Origin of the sequence: Novipirellula caenicola (assembly GCF_039545035.1) — a bacterium.
GTDB classification, from domain to species: domain Bacteria; phylum Planctomycetota; class Planctomycetia; order Pirellulales; family Pirellulaceae; genus Novipirellula; species Novipirellula caenicola.
The window spans coordinates 190,450-208,078 of record NZ_BAABRO010000002.1 but is presented as its reverse complement, the minus strand read 5'-3'; the positions used below and the strand labels follow the sequence as shown (position 1 = coordinate 208,078).

Below are 17,629 nucleotides of genomic sequence, written 5' to 3'. Positions count from 1 at the left end.
TGATAGAGATGGATTTGCATGACGCGGTCAATCTCTTCTTCTCGCATCGGATTGTTGCATGAACACACTCTCCTTGGCCGGTTCGTCGACGCGTTGGTTTCTTCGCGGCACCGCGGTCGGCATGCTGTTGATGGCCGCCGTCAACGCGCTGTCATATTTTGTGCGTTCAAGCGACTGGAGCAGTCTGGTCGGCAAACCTCAATCCCAAAACGAATCGATCGGGTTTCCACTGACGGTGTGGGAGGCCGGCAATACTTACGGCGGTCTGTTTGCGGACTATCCCAACATGGGCGTCAATATTCTAGTAGCCGCGGCCGTCGGTTCGCTGATTGGCATGGTCGCGGCGCGTTATCGCGATTATTTAAATCAGTTGGTGGGCGATTTCGACGAGGGCGACAGCGCAAACTCCCGCACTCAGCCGATCCAGTTCAGTCTGTTTGGATTGATGGTGGTGACCACCATCGCAGCGGTGTTCGCGACGGTGGCAAGCAAGTTGGCGGTGCGGCCGGAGACGTTGATCGCGATCTATACACTTGGCCCCGTCACCCTGGTCGCACTGGCGATGCTGCCGCGGCGGTTATCGTGGCAGCAGCGTGTCGTGATCATTACTCCAGCAGCCTTCTCACTAATCGCCGTGGCAATTGCGGTAGGGCGAGGGCTGGGAATGGAATTCGACAAAGTCCTGATGGGAATCTTCCTCAGTTGGACGCCGCAAAGTGCAATCGCGGCGATCATGCTGACGAGCTACCTGTTGATTCGGCAGTCCAGGGAAGTGAGGAGTGAGGAGTGAGGAGTGAGGAGTGAGGAGTGAGGAGTGAGGAGTGAGGAGTGAGGAGTGAGGAGTGAGGAGTGAGGAGTGAGGAGTGAGGAGTGAGGAGTGAGGAGTGAGGAGTGAGGAGTGCTTGGGAACACCGTTGTGTTAAAGTTCCAAGACCAGGTCGTCGTTCATCGATTTTTGCAACGCCTGCAGTCGTGTGAAAAGGTCTTTCACGGTTGGCTGCATCGCCGCTTCGCCTGCTAGATCGTGCATCTCCAGCGGGTCTTTTTTGATGTCGAACAGCCGCACGGTCTTGGCTTTCGGATAAACGATCAGCTTGTATTTGTCGGTGCGGATGCTCCGCTGCAAATTCAGGTAGCATCCATAGACCTCTTCGAGCGTCCCCGGTTGGCCTGCCAAGATTGGCAGCACGGAGTGAAATTCGACGAAATCCGGTTTCGCAGTGCCGGCCAATTCGAGTGTCGTGGGCATGACGTCTTGCAAGTAGATCGGCTGATCGATTTTTGCGTTCGCTTTGACTCCGGGGCCGACCGCGATAAAGGGGACACGGACGCTGTGATCGTACATGTTTTGTTTGCCGAACAATCCGTGTTGGCCAACGGCAAGTCCGTGGTCGGCGGTAAAGAAGATCCAAGTGTTGTCCGATTTGCCTGACGCTTCGACCGCTTTCAAAATCCGGCCAATTTGATCATCCATGTGCGTGATCAACGCGTAATATTCACCGCGATGGACTTGCACCGCGTGCTCGGTGCGAGGGAACGGTCCGAGACGCTCGTCACGCAGTCCCTTGCCGCAACCGATCGATTCGGCGTAGGGATAGAACGGTTGGAAATTTTTGGGAACCGCCACGGAATCGCTGGGGTAACGATCGACGTATTCTTGCGGCGATTGACGTGGATCATGCGGTGCGTTGAACGCAAGGTACATAAAGAACGGATCCTCTTGCGATGCTGCTTCTTGCAGAAAATCTTCGGCGTGGTTGGCGACCACCTTGCTCCAGTGCGTTCCGCCTTGCCAGTATCCGCCAAACTTTGGATCCGACGGGGACCAGGGATCGCTGCCATCGGGGGCGGGACGGTTGTATCCGTCCCGAGTGTCTTTGGGCATCCCCGGGCGAATGTCTCGCGCGACGTCAAATGACTTTTCCGCACTTGCGGCGCAATGCCACTTGCCGGTCATGTAGGTGCGATAGCCAGCGGATTTCATCAGCTCGCTCCACCATCGCCCCTGTTGCCGCTCGTTTTCGCTCGTCTTGTGGATCGCGTTTGCGTTCCACACGTAGCGTCCCGAGTTCAGCATCGTGCGGCTGGCCACGCAAACCGCACCGCTCCACGATCCCATGTTGTAGGCGTGGGTGAATGTGGTACCGCGTCGCGCCAAGGCATCCAGATGGGGCGTTTGGATCTCGGGATGGCCGAAGTTGGCGATGGTGTCAAAGCACATGTCGTCCGCAAAGATGAAGACGATATTCGGCTTTTCCGCCGCCGTCGCGGCCGATGTGATGACCGATGTGGCAGCGAGGGCAAAAATGAAACTTGCAAAAGAACGGAGAATCATGAGGGAAAGTCTCGTCGAGATGTTTTTTCGCGTTTGGAAATTCAAGCCCAGCGTGCTTTGAATCGGCTCGTAACGTGGAATCCAGCCCCCCAATGCAGCTGGGTAGGGCGTCTCTCTAGCGAACGTGAAGCATGATTTTAGCCAATGCAGTACGGATTTTACAGCTCTACGACGGGGAAATTGCGTCTCGAGGCGGCTTTGCCCACGGTCGAAGCGGGAAAATCCGACCTTTCGGAGGTTCAATCCTTGGCGGCTTACGCTTAAACTAAATGATGTCGACTGTATCTCTATTTCGACGCGACCCGTATGCAAGAGAGGAACACATCATCTTATTGAATTAGCCACTAAGTCGTCGTGGTTCGCTGGTGATCTTACATCCTTGCTTGTGAACCCATTTCATGGTTGCCCGTCTATTCACCGTGCTGGCAGCCACTCCAAAAAAAGCATCTACGCGACACGAAAGGTGACGAATGAACGGATATGGTGCGTTTAGCGACGACTATTACTTGAACATGGTTCTAACGACCGAGATGGATTTGCCCAAAGGTCGTGAATCGATCCTCCATTTTTTTGAACAAATCCGCCGCCGCTATCCGAAGATGCAAAACTTCTACGGCCGCGAAAAAAACGAGTTTGTTTTAGAAGAGGAAAAAGAGGCTGGAGCCTATCGTTGGGTTTCGACTGAATTGAAACGGGTCAATTCGGGAGTCGTGAATCCCGAATCCGCCGAAGCGATCGACGATCTGCACCGTAGCGTGTTGGAATTGATCCCGTACGAATTGTCCGCCAGTCCGCTGGATTGCGAATCGCTGAGCGTGATGTTCGGTTTCGATTTCGCCTACCGTGGCAATCACAACGACATTTTGTCCGAGGTCGTTGGGGTCGCGCCGGGTTTACAAGGGTTCATGAACCTGCCCTTCGGAAAGGTGTTATCACACGAGCCGGCGATTCAATTTGCGCTGGACGAAGAGTGCCGGACGCAGTGCCGGATCAGTTTTGAATCGCGAACCAATGCTTACCAAGTTCGCACGGGGGATTACAGCGAGGATCCGATCAGCGTTTATTTGACGGTCCGCCGTTACGACAGCCTGGGACCGGACGAGACGTATGTCCAAGAATACGATCGACTGGTTGCGCTCGGACGCGACTTGATCGACGAATATCTAGTGGCAAGCGTGCTGAAGCCGCTGCAGGACGCCATTTCGCTGCGTTAAATTTTGCTGCGTTAACCCGCCGCGATTGCTCAAACTCCGATTCATTGGCGCCTCACTCGGTTTGTGACCTTCACAACCGAATGAGGCGTTTTTTTTTTGGAGAATCGATTCGCGATTCAGGCCGTTGCATAGCGGTTTTGTGGTGCTTTGCGATGTCGACTCTCGCAAAACGCGGGCGAAATCACTTGTTAAATCGAAGAATTCGGTTCCTCGGGGATCATAGTGGCAGTCACCGATTGGGTGGATTAAGATTAACCCACACCCTGCCTTTCCAGCATAGTCCACAGACTTTCCTGCCCCCGACAAATTCTGATGCAACGAGGATTTTCCCCTATGAGCCGTCGAACCACGAGTCGCTACGTAAAACGCCGACGTCTTTTTGCTGAAACGCTCGAGGATCGTCGTTTGCTCGCGGTGATCGATTTATTGCCAGTGGTGGGAAGTGCAACGGAAACCGAAGGGACGACGGTCGTCAGTGCGAGCGGGGGTTCGACCATTCGTTTCGAAGCGTCGTTGACGGCGGCCGAGCAAGCGGTTCGTGGTTTCCAGTTGAATTTTGCCAGCAGTGCTTCGGCGCTCGAGATTGACGAGTTTTTCGAGTCCGAGGATTTCCCCGTTTTCATTGACAAAGTGATCAATCGCGAGGCCGGCGATTCGGTGGTTTCGAGCTCAGCCACTGCGGCGCTGGGCGTCCCGCCGACTCGCAGCCTGGGCACGTTCGATGTGACCGTTCCCGACGTGGCCGGTGATTATCGGTTGACGCTCAATGCGACCGGAGTCAGTTCGCCGACGCGAACGCTTGTTGTTGACGCCGAATCCAATTCACTACCAATCACGGACTATGGCGACGTCATTCTGCGAGTCAGTGACGCAAGTGAAACGGTGGTCAGCACAACGACCACGACGCAATCACAGCTTGAGGATGTCGAAACCGTAAGCGTGAATGTCTCGCTTTCGCAGATTACCAACGAAGACGTGATCGTTCCGTTTACCGTGTCGGGAACGGCCACCGAAGGCAGTGATTTTACTGTGGACGCGTCGCCGTTGATCATTCCGGCGGGCAGTATGTCGGCCGACATCACGTTCACGATCCATGATGATTTGTCGCCCGAACCCGCCGAGACCATTGTGGTGACCCTGGGCAATGCGACTGGCGCCCTATTGGGAGTTCAAAAGACGCACACAATCAATATCGTTGATGACGATGACAGCACCCCGATCGCAACGCTCGGATTGGCGACATCGACCATTCAAGAGAACGCGGGGACGGCAGAGATGACCGTCACGCTTTCTGGACCGACGGAATCGGATGTGATCATTCCTTATACGGTTTCCGGCAGTGCTTCGCGGAACAGCGATTTTGTGATCAGCGGCGATTCGCTGATCATTCCTTCGGGTGAAACAAGTGCAACCATTGCGATCGCGATCACCGACGACTTTGCACTGGAAAACAATGAAACGGTGATTGTCAAACTCGACCCGCCGACCAACGCGAAACTTGGTACGCCCAATCGTCAAGTGTTGACGATTATTGACAACGACGAAGTCCCTCCGCCGACCGTCAATTTCCGTGCTTCGTCGTTAACGGTCGGTGAAGACATTGGCACGATCTCGCTAAACGTGATTTTGTCGAAGCCGAGCGATGCGCCGATCACGGTGCCGTTTACGTTTAGTGGTACCGCCAGCCCGAATACCGACTTCTCGATCTCGTCGAGCCCGCTTGTCTTCGCCGCTGGACAAACCGCGGCGTCGATCACGGTGGAAATCAATGACGACACCGTTGTCGATGGCGATAAGGTGTTGTTCGTGAATTTGGCAGCGCCGACCGGTGCCGTCCTCGGTGATATTCCGACCGAGCAAATCACGATTAGCGACAATGACCAATCGCCTCCGCCGACGATCAATATCGAACAATCCACGCTTAGCGTTTCTGAAGGTGACCCGGCGATCTTCGTTACGGTGCGTTTGTCGGAAGTCACTGAGTCGTTTGTCGAAGTGCCATTCTTTCTTTCTGGCACCGCGATCAACGGTCACGATTATGCCAGTTTGACCAACGTCGTGGGATTTGCCGCGGGCGAAACCTCTCGAACCATCAAGATAAATTTGTTCGAAGACAGTTTGATCGAATTGGATGAAACGATCGTGTTCACGCTCGGCGTGCCGAGTTTTGGCAATTTAGGCAGCGTGACCGAGACGACGATCACCATCACCGATAACGACGTCGAGGGCAGCAATCCGACCGTCGAATTCACGACCGACGAAATCACGGTGTCCGAGTCGTCGATGGCCGCATTGGCAACCGCGCGATTGAGCATTCTGGCTCCCGAATTGATCACCGTTCCAGTGACGATTATCGGTACGGCGTCCAATGGAAGCGATTTTATGATCGGACAGCAATCGTTAAGGTTCGAAGCAGGAACCAGCACTACGAGTTTGCCGATCGAAATCATCGACGATGATTTGGTCGAATCGGTCGAGACGATCTTGATCAGTTTGTCGCCTCCGGCAGGCTATGATCTGGGGACGAACTCGACGTTGACGATTTCGATCACGGACAATGATTCGACCGTGCCCACCGATCCCGTGGTCGATTTCTCAATCGTTGCCCAAACGGTCAGCGAAGATGGCGGCAACGTTTCAATTTCGGTCTTATTGTCGGCTGCTGCGGATTCGGAAGTTGTCATCCCGTTTGAGGTAAGCGGAACGGCAACGGCAGGAACGGACTACACGATCAGCAGCAGTCCGCTGCGGATTCCCGCCGGAGCCACTTCGGGGGCGATCGTGGTGACGGCGATCAGTGACACCGAGAGCGAAGCAGATGAATCGATCTCGATCACCTTGCAGCCGCCAACCGGAGCCAGCTTGGGCACGGCAACCACGCATACGATCACGCTGCAGAATACCGATCCGTCGGTTCCAAGCCTGCCCATCGTCACGATCGCCAATGTGACCCAGTCGGTCAGCGAGGCATCTTCGGCGATCAACGTGACGGTGCAGCTATCGAAGCCAAGCGATTCGGCGATCACGGTTCCCTTTACGCTGACAGGTTCGGCAACCTCGGGAAGCGACTACACCGTGGCGGCGAACCCGATCACCATCGCCGCCGGGCAAACCGCTGGCAATATCACGATCAATTTGGTGGATGATGCAATCGTCGAAAGCGTGGAAACGGTGGTGGTGACGCTGAATCAACCGTCTGGAGCCAATCTTGGCGAGAGCACCGTGTTTACCGGTTCGATTTTGGACAACGACACAAGTGGGGGCGGCGGTTCGGTGATCACCGCCAACATCGCACGTCCGCAAGTGATCCCCGCCAGCAATCAGTCGACGGCAATCTTGTTCGGCGCGGTCAAGAATACGACATTGACCGTGGGGCACGTCGGGTCAACATCGGTCACCGCGAAAGTGGTGCTGTATGACGAGGATCTCAATCCGCTGGCCGATGACGCGGGCGGCGTTTTGACGGCGAATCTGACCGCCGGAAACTTGTACGCGTTGATTGTCAACGCGTCCGACGAAGACCAAATTTTGATCGTCCGTTCCTCGGCTGGAAGCGATGCCGTGACGGGGGTCAGCCCTACTAATTTGATTGAGTCCACCGATGTCGATGGCAGCGGTGAAACCACCACCATGGATGCGTTGTTGGTGGTCAACCAATTAGACCGACAAGGCGGTGCGGAAGGCGAGACGATGGTGGCTCCGGGACGCTATTACGACGTCAATGCGGATGGACGCATTACGGCGATGGACGCGTTGCGAGTGATCAACGAATTGTCACGTAGCGCTGCGAACCGCGACGGTGGCGAATCATCCGCCGCTGCGTTGGCATTGCCGACGTCGGGTTCCGATCCCGTCGATGAGCCCGTCGCCGAATCATCGCAAACGGTTGCCGAGGTTCAATCGAGCAAGGTCACCACGTTCGCCCAATTGCCGGCCCTTGGCGACACCGCTGAATTGGAGACGGTCCAAGCGACGGCGTCGCAGGTCGATAAGGCGATGGCCGATCTCGACGACACGTTGCAGTTACTCGGATAGTGGATACCGTTAACGGGCTGTTGATTTAGTCGTACGATGGACTTCCTAGTCCGTCGAATACACCATTGACGGACTTGGAAGTCCATCATGCCCCCCTTGCCGCTGGAAACATCACTAAATCAACAAGCCGTGAACGGGTTGTTGATTTAATGAGCCGCGACGCGTCAGCGGCCGGGTCGCACGCGCCGCACCGCTACCGGAGTGGATAGCATTGGCCCCGCGCCGCGCCGTTACCCAAAGTAGACGTAGTGTCGTCATTTTGTGGAAACATTCTTTCCATCTCGTTTTAGGGCTTGGAAAGATTCTGGACATCCGCCGCCATCGAGAACCGCTGTTCCTGCTCACAGGAGGGGTGAATGCGGTGTGGTGGGGTAGATTGGTGAGACAAAATGACGAAGTCGCGAGATTTTCTTAGTTTCACAGCACGATTGGTCCGGCGGTTGCTTTGTTCCGCGTATCAAGTCGAAATCTGACTTCGAAAAACAACCCATTCAAGGATCGAATCATGTTAGTGCTCAGCCGCAAAGTAGGCGAAACCATTCAAATCGGATCGGACGTATTGTTGACGATCAACCGTGTCGCCGGTGGCCGAGTTCAAATTGGGATCGTCGCCCCTCGCGAGGTCGCGATTCGTCGCGGCGAGCTGCCACCCGCAACGACCGAGTCGACTACGTTGCAGATCGTTGCATTGCCCACCGAGTTGGCGGACGCGGAAACCCAGGTGTTGAATTTGTCGCCATGAGCCGCAACGGTTAGGCGGACCGGTTTGCGGGGTAGATCCGCTGATGACTGAAAAATCACCAGCAAGATCGTCGATCGAAGGGACGCGGGAACGGGGGCAAGACCGTTGGTTACACTTCGTGTGATGTGCCGTCTTGTTCGTAGACCACTTTGTAGAGTCCACGTTGGCGGTCGTTCCAATTTTGCACCGAACCGGTTTCGCGGTGGCGGCGGAGCTGTTCAAAATCTAAGTCGTGAATGATCACGGTTTCGACATTCGGATTGCATTCTGCGGCAATCCCATCGCGCGCAAACTCGACGTCGGCCGGGGTATAGATCCCCGACTGCGCGTAGTGGATATCGGAATTCTCGACAAAAGGCAGGTTGCCGGTACAGCCCGAGATGGCGACATACAGATGATTTTCGATACAGCGAGCCTGGGCACAATATCGCACGCGTAGGTAGCCGTGACGAGTGTCGGTGTTGAACGGCACAAAGATGATTTGAGCGCCTTTCTGGGTAGCGATTCGAGTCAATTCAGGGAACTCGATGTCGTAACAGATTTGGATGGCGATCGGTCCGCAATCGGTTTCAAACACTTCGACCGATTTACCTGGATTGACGCCCCACCATTTGCGTTCGCTTGGCGTGATGTGAATCTTGTATTGTTTGCCGATCGATCCATCGCGGCGGAACAGATAGGCGACGTTGTACAGCGTGCCGTTTTCGATCACGAACTGTGAACCGCCAATCACGTTGATGTCGTACTTGACCGACAACTCGGTGAACAGATCGAGATACTGCGGCGTGAAGTCAGCCAATTGGCGGGCGGCTTGCCCAGGACGACTCGACTCGACACAGGAAAGCAGTTGAGTTGTGAACAATTCGGGGAACAAGATAAAGTCACACTTGTAATCCGAAGCGGTGTCGAGAAAAAACTCGCACTGCTGCGCAAACTCGTCAAACCCATTGATGGCTCGCAATTGGTACTGCACGACGCAGACCCGGATGGGTTCGACGACGTTGTGAAAACGCCGTTTCGCGCCAGGCACGTACTCAATATTGCTCCAAATCGCATGCGTTGCGTAGCCGCACGATTCGGTATCCGAGGGCAGGTAGTTGGGGGTCAGTCCGCGAACGATAAATCCGTTGGACAGTTGGGCGGTCAACACCGGATCGTAGTTCTCTTTTTCGACCACCGAATCGATGTATTGCCGCGCAGACATTTTGTCGGCGTGTTTGTGGTAACCAGGAATTCGGCCGCCGATGATGATTTGCGACAGATTCTTTTGGCGACACAATTCTTTCCGTGCGTCGTACAACCGCCGAGACAATTTCATGCCGCGGTATTCAGGATCGACCATGATTTCGATCCCGTACAGCGTGTCTCCCTTGGGTTTGTGGTTGCGAATATAGCCACCGTCGGCAATCGCTTTCCAGTTATGCCATTCCAGCGACGAATCGTATTCCAGAATCAAGCTGGACGAAGATGCCGCCAGTTTGCCATCGATTTCCACACAGATCTGGCCTTCGGGAAAAATCGCCAATTGGCTTTCAATCTGATCGCGACCCCAAGGTTCCATCCCAGGAAAACAACGTTTGGCAATTTCGACCAACGCATCGTAGTCGTCGATGGTCAACTGACGCACCACGATCTTCCATTCAAATTCAGTAAGATCAAGCGGTTCCATGTTTGACGTCCCTTGTTGGTTCGGTCGGCTATTGGTTTTGTTGGGGAATCGGCGAATCGGCGACAAGTGGCCGAGGGGCTGCGGGAATGGCCGCTGCCGAGGACGGCCGTTAGTCAATCAGTTTCGAAAGCATCGTCGTGGCGAGCCCGAGCACAAAGAAGAATCCACACATGTCGGTGACCGTCGTTAGCAGCGGGCCGCTGGCCACGGCGGGATCAAAACCAAATCGCTTCAGTACCAATGGCACCACGCCGCCGATCGACACTGCTACTATTGTATTCGCGAACAGGGCAATTCCGACGACGATTCCGAGATACGGATTCCCATTAAACAGCACCGCGACGATTGCAACGAGCAGCCCGAGGGCCGAGCCATTGATCAGCCCCACCGAAACCTCTTGCCACCAAACACGTAGCATTTCGGTGGGCCGCACCAACCCGAGTGAAAGCTCTCGCATGCTGACCGCGACAGCCTGGTTACCACTGCATCCGCTCATATCACTGATGATCGGCAAAAATACCGCCAACGCGATCACGGCTTGAAGCGTGTCTTGGAAATAGGCAATGACCGCGGCGGCGCCGATGTTCAAAAACACATTGATGCTCAACCAACTCAATCGTCGCCGGGCTCGGAGCCACAACGGCATCGTCCGCAGTTCTTCGCCGCCAACGATCCCTTGGCTTTTTAGGTAATCGCTTTCGGCTGCCCGCGTCTCTTCGTATTGCACCGCCTCGCGGTGAACGATGCCTTGCAGTCGGCCCAGTTCGTCGACCACCGGCACGGCGAGGTAGTTGTGGGTGTCGAACAATTCGACCAAATCGTCCAACGACGCGGTCGCCTGCACCGATAACGGGTCTCGAATCATTAGGTCCGAAAGCTGTTCGGCGCGTTTGACGAACAATAGATTCTGCATTGGCAAAACGCCAACAAGCCGGTCCTGCGAATCACAGACATAGGCGTATCGAACGTCAATGTCGCTGTAATCCTCGCCGTGTTCGCTGAGGTCCTGGATCACGTCCCGCACCAACATTTGATCGTTGAAGCGAAGCATTTCGCGAACCATCATCCCGCCCGCTTCGTCATCCTCGTACGACGAAAGCTCGCGAACCGCAGCCGCCTCGTCCTGAGGCAGTTCCTCTAGAATCGCTTCGGCCTGTTCGTCGCTCAGGTCGCCGAGCAAATCGGCCTGCTCGTCGCTGGGCAATTCATGGACGATCGCCGCGGCGGTGGACGAATCGAGCAGCGCCAACATCCGAGCGGCTTCGATCTCGGGCAAATGGCTGATCAATTCCGCTGCGTCGGCGGCATCCATCGCCTCCAATACCTGCATTTCTTCCTCTTCGTCCAACCGGCTCAGCGCCAAGGCTTGATCGGCCGTCGAAAGCTGCGAGACGTAATCTTCGAGCTGGACTTGATCTCCCTCTTGGGCCAATCGCAGCATTTCTTCCCACGGACGATCGTCCAATTGGGGTGCACCGGTTGATAGATCCTCAGAGCTAGGCATCGACGACTCTTTCGTGGATGGAGAAATGGGTGACAGCTTTGCAAGCAAATTCGAAGGATCGACCATTCCACACGTCGATTCTCCAAAAGGACTGGCTTTGATAGCCGCCGGGGCGTTGACGTTCAAGCCGCCAGGGTCGGCAAGTGATTAGCTTGACGAAAAAACTCGGTAACCGATAGCACGGCTGGCGTTTGAGGTGGCAAGAAGGTTTCCAATGGAAAACTAATTGCCGCTATGAGCAACAGCTTTGCAGAGCCATGGCTTGTTCAAAGCGTTTTAGCAGCGGCTGGTAGACGACCGGTTCGCGGTACTTCTGCTCTAACGCGACGGCCTCGCCGAGCAATCGGTGAACCTCGCCGTTTTCGCCCGCTTCGACCGCTCGCACCGCTTGTTCGGCAAGTTCTCCGGCAAGCGCAGCATCCTGTTCGACCGCAGCCAACCAGATGGCGGCACCACCCCAGCATCGCGATTCCTCGCCGCGAGTCGCCTTTTCCGCAATCCCCGCCTGACGACTCCGCAATCCCTCGAGATTTAACCGCGAACTTCCAAATTGCGTCGGCCATTGGCAACCGATCCAAATCGATTTTGCTTGGCGAAGTGCGTCTTGGAAAGTTTGGGGTTCGTTCATAAATTTTGTTGAAAATCAATCACAAGCCTGCTGATATTAAATGCTCAGCGAGCTTAGACTCTTGCGAATAGCAGCGGCAAACGGGTGAGCGACTCGATACGGGACCGAACGGCCAATGGGAATGTCCAATCGGATCGAGACGCGGGGCTGATGACACAGGATTCGGTCGGTAGCTAGAAAAATCTCACACACTACCGAATTGACGTCATCCCTGACGACGCCGAACCCCCAACGCCTTTGGGTCACCTGATCGTAAGCAAACAATCGTAAGCAAACGATGTGCCGATTGGCAAAGATTAATTCACTGTGAAACTTGTTCCATCACTCACTGTATTACCCAAGTGACCATCGATGCGTTGGTTGCGGAATAACGCGTTCGCAATTGCGGTGGCGATTGCCGTCTTGACGATCATGGTTTCGTGCTTGATCACCTATCGAGCGCTTGATGGGTTGCCACGCTCGCATCGTCGTATTGTCAACACCGAAGAACAACTTGGGCGACTTGCCACGCTGCGATTCACGCTTGGTACGGCTGCTTCACGACTGAGGGCATTGACTTTGGGGGGCGACGAACAAGATCGCCGTGAAATGGTCGAAGCGATCGGTCGCTGTGAACAACTCATCGAAGAGTTGCAGAAGGTCGCGTTGTCCAACGAGGCGGCGGTGTTACAAGGACTTGATCCTTTGTTGTTTGATTCCCGACGCTATCTCAACGAGATTCGACCGCTGACCCCGATCGCGACTTCGTTGGATTTGCCGCAGCGAACACGACTGCGCAACGAAGCCACCAATTTGCGTGCTCGCTTGGAAACGAGTTTGTCCGAGCATCATCAGCGTTTGACGACGATGAAAAAGTCGGCTGACCGCGAGCGGCGTAGTGCTGCATGGGTATTGATCGGAGGCCATGCAATGATGCTGGGGTTGGTTGGGCTGCTGTATGCGGCGCGACGCAGCGAGCAACAGTTGCGACGACTCGCCGATTTAAGGACGCTCGAAGCGGACGAGCGGTTTGCGTTGATCGTGCGGGGATCGTCCGACGGCATTCTGTTGACGGACGAAAATGGCCGGATCCAGATGACCAACCCTGCGCTGGATGAAATGTTTCAGTCCGACGAAGCGACGCTCAAGGGGATGACGGTCGGATCGTTATTCGCCACCACCGTGATCGACGAGTGGTTGGCCAATCGCTTGGTCGAAAATGATCGTGAGAGCACGTTGTCACGGCGAGTCAAAGCCACTCGGCCCAATGGAACACGACTGCACACCGAATTGACCGTCACGCCGCAAACCATCCGTGATCAAGAGTTTTTGGCGATTTCCGTACGTGATGTCTCCGAACGCGAGGCATCGAGATTGCGGTTAAAGCAACACGAGGCGCTATTGAGCGAGATTCCCGAACCACTGCATATCTTGGACGCGGTCGGCCGTGTGGTGTATTGGAATCGCGGAGCCCAGCGGTTGTTTGGTTTCGAAGCCGGAGAGGTGATCGGGCAAACCGCAAACGATCTGTTGAAAATCGTTCCCCCCAAAGGCAACGACAACAACATCCACGCGGTCAAATATGCTGAAACCGAGCGTTGGTCGGGCGAATTGGTGGCGACCACCAAAGCAGGTCGTGGCATTCGCATTGAGCGACGTCGTACACGGATCCGCGAAGCGAACGAGACCATTGGCGAAGTCGTGCTGGATTTGGATCTTGGTGAACGCAAACGATTGCAACAAGTCGAACGGCGACGGCAACGCTTGGAGAGTTTGGGTACCTTGGCCAGCGGTATCGCTCACGATTTAAACAATTTGCTGACGCCAATTTTGATGAGCTGCCGTATGCTGCAGCGAAAAAACGCCAACATTGATCGCGATGCCTTGCTTGAAACGATCGGCAGTGGCGCCAGCCGGGGTGCGGATCTGATTGCTCAATTGTTGACCTTTGCTCGCGGGGGTGACGGTGAGCACGAACCGATCCATGTGGGAACGATCATCCCCGAAGTTGCCGCAATTTTGCAGGCGACGCTGCCGAAAGGCATTGAATTAAAGACCGAAGTGGCCTCGGATCTGCCTGACATCCTCGGCGACGAAACCGAAATCAGTCAAGTGATTATGAATCTTGCCATCAACGCTCGCGATGCGATGAATCAACACGGCGAATTGACAATTTCCGCAGTTCCGATGACGTTGGCAAGCGAGCGATCGTATTCCTACGCAACGCTGCAACCAGGTCAATACTTGTCGATCACGGTGTCCGATACGGGAACCGGGATCCCCAAAGAGATTCGCGAACGGATGTTCGATCCCTTTTTCACGACGAAAGAACGCGGCCAAGGCACGGGGCTTGGTTTGAGCACGACGATCGGTATCGTGCGAAGCCACGAGGGGGTGGTCGACGTGCGATCGACGGTCGGTGAAGGAACGCGAATCTCGGTAATCTTCCCTGCTCTTTCCTCTTCGTTCCATGAAAGCGATTCGGCCAAATGACGTCCAATGATCCGAGCACCTTGTTGGTGGTAGATGATGATTCATTGATTCTGCAGGTCATGAAACTATGTTTGCCGGCGCCGGACTACCACGTCATCACGGCTGATTCGGCAAGCAAAGGTTTGCAGCTGTTTGCGGAACACAAACCCGATGCTGTGCTGTTGGATATCCAATTGCCGGATCAATCCGGGTTGGCGGCGCTGCACGAATTCCGTGAACTCGATCGCCGAGTCCCGGTGATCATGATGACGGGGCACGGAACTGCCGAAACGGCGATTGGCGCGATGAGCGGCGGCGCGTTTGAGTACGTGACCAAGCCGTTCGAACCGGACGATATCTTGCCAGTGATCGATTCTGCGTTAGAAACCAGCCGAATGGCGAGGAAGCCAGCGGTATTGCCATCGGAAACGCAAGGCGATGCGGATGACTCGAGCACCGACCGCGTGCTGGGTGACTGCCAAGCGATGGTCGAAGTGTTTCGTTCGATCGGACGTGTGGCGGCACGTGATGTGGCCGTGTTGATTCTCGGAGAAACCGGTACCGGGAAAGAGGTGGTCGCCCGCGCGATCTATCAGCACAGCAATCGTCGTGATCAATTGTTTCATGCGATCAACTGCGCCGCGATTCCCGAGAATTTGCTCGAAAGTGAATTGTTTGGTCACGAGAAAGGGGCGTTCACAGGGGCTGATCAGCGGCATGTCGGTAAATTCGAAGTCTGTAACGGCGGCACGTTGTTCTTGGACGAAATCGGTGACATGAGTCCGATGATGCAAACCAAGCTGCTGCGTGTGCTGCAAGAGAAAGAGTTCGAGCGGGTCGGCGGTACCAAGACGATCAAATCCGATGTTCGGATCATCGCAGCAACCAACCGAGATGTCGAAGCCGCGATCTTGGACAATAGCTTTCGCAGTGACCTGTATTACCGATTGAACGAATACACCATCTCGTTGCCACCGCTGCGTGAACGTGGCGAAGACATCAAGATCATGGCCGAGTACTTTTTTGCAAGGTTCGCTAAAACGCTGGGGAAAGAGTATGTCTCGATCGCACCGGAAACGATGGCGTCACTGAAACTTCATTCATGGCCGGGCAATGTCCGCGAGTTACAAGGCGTCATCAAGCAAACGCTACTGAAGGCAAGTGGTCCCGTGATCGTGCCGGCCTTTTTGCCAAAAACGTTTAGCCCACTTAGCGATGATGGTTTGACGAAACCCGCAAACGTGGGGACGTGGCAAGAAAATCTGAGGAATTGGGCCTCTACGTTACTCGAAGATGGATCGCATAACATTGCTGCGGATATCCACGATGCCGTTGATCGAGAAATTTTGCCCGAAATTCTGCGTGCCACTCAGGGCAACGTCAGCGCGGCAAGCAGCCGGTTGGGAATGAGTCGGCCGACACTACGAAGTCGGCTGAAACAATTGGGATTAGGAAGTGGGGCTGAAAAGAACGGCTAGGTCGAGTGAGTATCGCAGACGGCAATCGATCGCGATCACCAATGCGGGCTTTCTTTGGTATCAAGAATGCATTTATGCCAGCCATTCAAGCTGATTGCATGTTTTCTTGGATGATTCATTGGCTCTGGTTGCCAAAGTCGCGTAACTTAGAGCTTATCGCGACAGCGCGATGTTCTTTCGCGTTGCATTCCCTCTTTTCTCGACGAAGGTTTTGCCGTTATGAAACTTGGCATCATTTCTTGCGCACCGCGGTGTTACAGCACTCGCCGGTTGGTCGCCGCGGCAAAGGAACGTGGATACAAGGTCTCGGTGATCAATACACTGAAGTGTGCGATTGATCTGCAGCGAGGCAAACCGGATTTGTACTATCGCGGCAAACCGCTGGCGGATTTTGATGCGATGATTCCTCGTATCGGTGCCAGCATTACTTATTTCGGTACTGCGGTGGTTCGCCAGTTGGAGCAGATGAATGTGTTTGTAGCCAACAGCTCCGCTGGGATTGCCAACAGTCGCGACAAGCTGCGTAGTCTTCAGATTCTTAGCCGGCATCACATTGGGATGCCAAAGACGACCTTTGTTCGCGATCGCGGCGACGTGATCCCGGCGATTGAGCGGATTGGCGGAGCACCGGTGATCATCAAATTGCTCGAGGGCACCCAAGGGGTCGGCGTGATTTTGGCGGACACGATCAAAATTGCTGAAGCGATTATCGAAACATTGCAAACCGCGAAACAAAACGTGCTAGTGCAAAGCTTCGTTTCCGAAAGCAAAGGACGCGACGTGCGAGCGTTTGTGGTTGGCGATCGAGTCATCGGAGCGATGCGGCGTGTTGCTCAAGGAGACGAGTTTCGCAGCAATGTGCACCGTGGTGGGGTGGTCGAAGCGGTGGAACTTAATGACGAGTTTCGTGAAACCGCGATTCGTGCGGCTCAAATCATGGGGCTGCGGGTCGCCGGAGTCGATATGCTCGAAGGGCAACATGGGCCGCAAGTCATGGAGGTCAACAGTTCGCCGGGACTAGAAGGCATCGAGCGGGCGACGCAAAAGGACATTGCCGGCGCGATCATCGAATATTGTGCCGCGCACGTGGATTTCCCAGAAATGGATATTCGTCAACGTTTGACGGTTAGCCGCGGTTATGGGGTTTGTGAATTGGTCGTACCCGAAGGCTCGCAGTTCGTGGGGATGACGATCACCGACGCGGCCTTTACCGATCGCGACATCAATGTGTTGACGTTGTATCGCGGCAATACCGTGATTCCAAACCCGAAATACTCTCGCAAGATGGAAGCGGGTGACCGGTTGTTGTGCTTTGGAAAACTCGAAGCAATGAAAGAAATGGTGCCGACCAAGACACGTAAGAAACGGGCACCCAAGATCAAGACGCTCGAACAAGCGAGGATCGATGAAGCGTCGACGCATTCACCATCGCACTAACGATAGTGTAAAATAGAGGGACACGCCTTTTTTGAAGGCGGTGTTTTCTTGAAAGCAGGAATCGTATGACGCTTTGTCAGGTCAGATGCGATTCCGAAAAACGAGACTTTTCACCCAAGTGGACACGGATCGAGTA

11 protein-coding genes are annotated in these 17,629 nt (G+C 54.8%); 7 read left to right on the top strand and 4 right to left on the bottom strand.

Annotated elements, in window-relative coordinates; all coding sequences use genetic code 11:
- Positions 1-58 precede the first annotated feature (58 nt).
- Entirely contained in the window at positions 59-790 is a 732-nt protein-coding gene (locus tag ABEA92_RS04885; protein ID WP_345682683.1) for a hypothetical protein, read from the top strand.
- 129 nt (positions 791-919) lie between these two features.
- Here ABEA92_RS04885 and ABEA92_RS04880 read toward each other — a convergent pair whose 3' ends face one another.
- A complete protein-coding gene (locus tag ABEA92_RS04880) occupies positions 920-2,335 on the bottom strand; it encodes a sulfatase family protein (RefSeq protein ID WP_345682682.1) in 1,416 nt (471 codons plus the stop codon).
- Positions 2,336-2,805: 470 nt separating this feature from the next.
- Here ABEA92_RS04880 and ABEA92_RS04875 point away from each other — a divergent pair, with 470 nt between their 5' ends.
- The 3 genes from ABEA92_RS04875 to ABEA92_RS04865 all read left to right on the top strand — a co-directional run bounded on the left by ABEA92_RS04875 (position 2,806) and on the right by ABEA92_RS04865 (position 8,326).
- Positions 2,806-3,549, top strand: coding sequence for a hypothetical protein (locus tag ABEA92_RS04875; protein WP_345682681.1), 744 nt, complete (start codon positions 2,806-2,808; stop codon positions 3,547-3,549).
- Between the two features lie 333 nt (positions 3,550-3,882).
- Positions 3,883-7,584, top strand: coding sequence for a Calx-beta domain-containing protein (locus tag ABEA92_RS04870; RefSeq protein ID WP_345682680.1), 3,702 nt, complete (start codon positions 3,883-3,885; stop codon positions 7,582-7,584).
- Between the two features lie 505 nt (positions 7,585-8,089).
- Complete coding sequence (locus tag ABEA92_RS04865; RefSeq protein WP_345682679.1) at positions 8,090-8,326, top strand: carbon storage regulator; 237 nt, start codon at positions 8,090-8,092, stop codon at positions 8,324-8,326.
- A 109-nt stretch (positions 8,327-8,435) separates the two neighbouring features.
- On the opposite strand, the gene ABEA92_RS04860 is transcribed toward ABEA92_RS04865, so the two are convergent.
- The 3 genes from ABEA92_RS04860 to ABEA92_RS04850 all read right to left on the bottom strand — a co-directional run bounded on the left by ABEA92_RS04860 (position 8,436) and on the right by ABEA92_RS04850 (position 12,127).
- On the bottom strand, positions 8,436-9,995 hold the full coding sequence (locus ABEA92_RS04860) for a GNAT family N-acetyltransferase (protein WP_345682678.1): 1,560 nt from the start codon (positions 9,993-9,995) through the stop codon (positions 8,436-8,438).
- Positions 9,996-10,104: 109 nt separating this feature from the next.
- Positions 10,105-11,499, bottom strand: a complete 1,395-nt coding sequence (gene mgtE / locus ABEA92_RS04855) for a magnesium transporter (protein ID WP_345682677.1) — start codon at positions 11,497-11,499, stop codon at positions 10,105-10,107.
- Between the two features lie 232 nt (positions 11,500-11,731).
- On the bottom strand, positions 11,732-12,127 hold the full coding sequence (locus ABEA92_RS04850) for a hypothetical protein (protein WP_345682676.1): 396 nt from the start codon (positions 12,125-12,127) through the stop codon (positions 11,732-11,734).
- A gap of 351 nt (positions 12,128-12,478) precedes the next feature.
- Here ABEA92_RS04850 and ABEA92_RS04845 point away from each other — a divergent pair, with 351 nt between their 5' ends.
- The 3 genes from ABEA92_RS04845 to ABEA92_RS04835 all read left to right on the top strand — a co-directional run bounded on the left by ABEA92_RS04845 (position 12,479) and on the right by ABEA92_RS04835 (position 17,493).
- Complete coding sequence (locus ABEA92_RS04845; protein WP_345682675.1) at positions 12,479-14,599, top strand: PAS domain-containing sensor histidine kinase; 2,121 nt, start codon at positions 12,479-12,481, stop codon at positions 14,597-14,599.
- On the top strand, positions 14,596-16,056 hold the full coding sequence (locus ABEA92_RS04840; RefSeq protein ID WP_345682674.1) for a sigma-54-dependent transcriptional regulator: 1,461 nt from the start codon (positions 14,596-14,598) through the stop codon (positions 16,054-16,056). The genes ABEA92_RS04845 and ABEA92_RS04840 overlap by 4 nt, the downstream gene beginning before the upstream one ends.
- Positions 16,057-16,275: 219 nt before the next feature.
- Positions 16,276-17,493, top strand: a complete 1,218-nt coding sequence (locus ABEA92_RS04835; RefSeq protein WP_345682673.1) for a RimK family alpha-L-glutamate ligase — start codon at positions 16,276-16,278, stop codon at positions 17,491-17,493.
- Positions 17,494-17,629 lie beyond the last annotated feature (136 nt).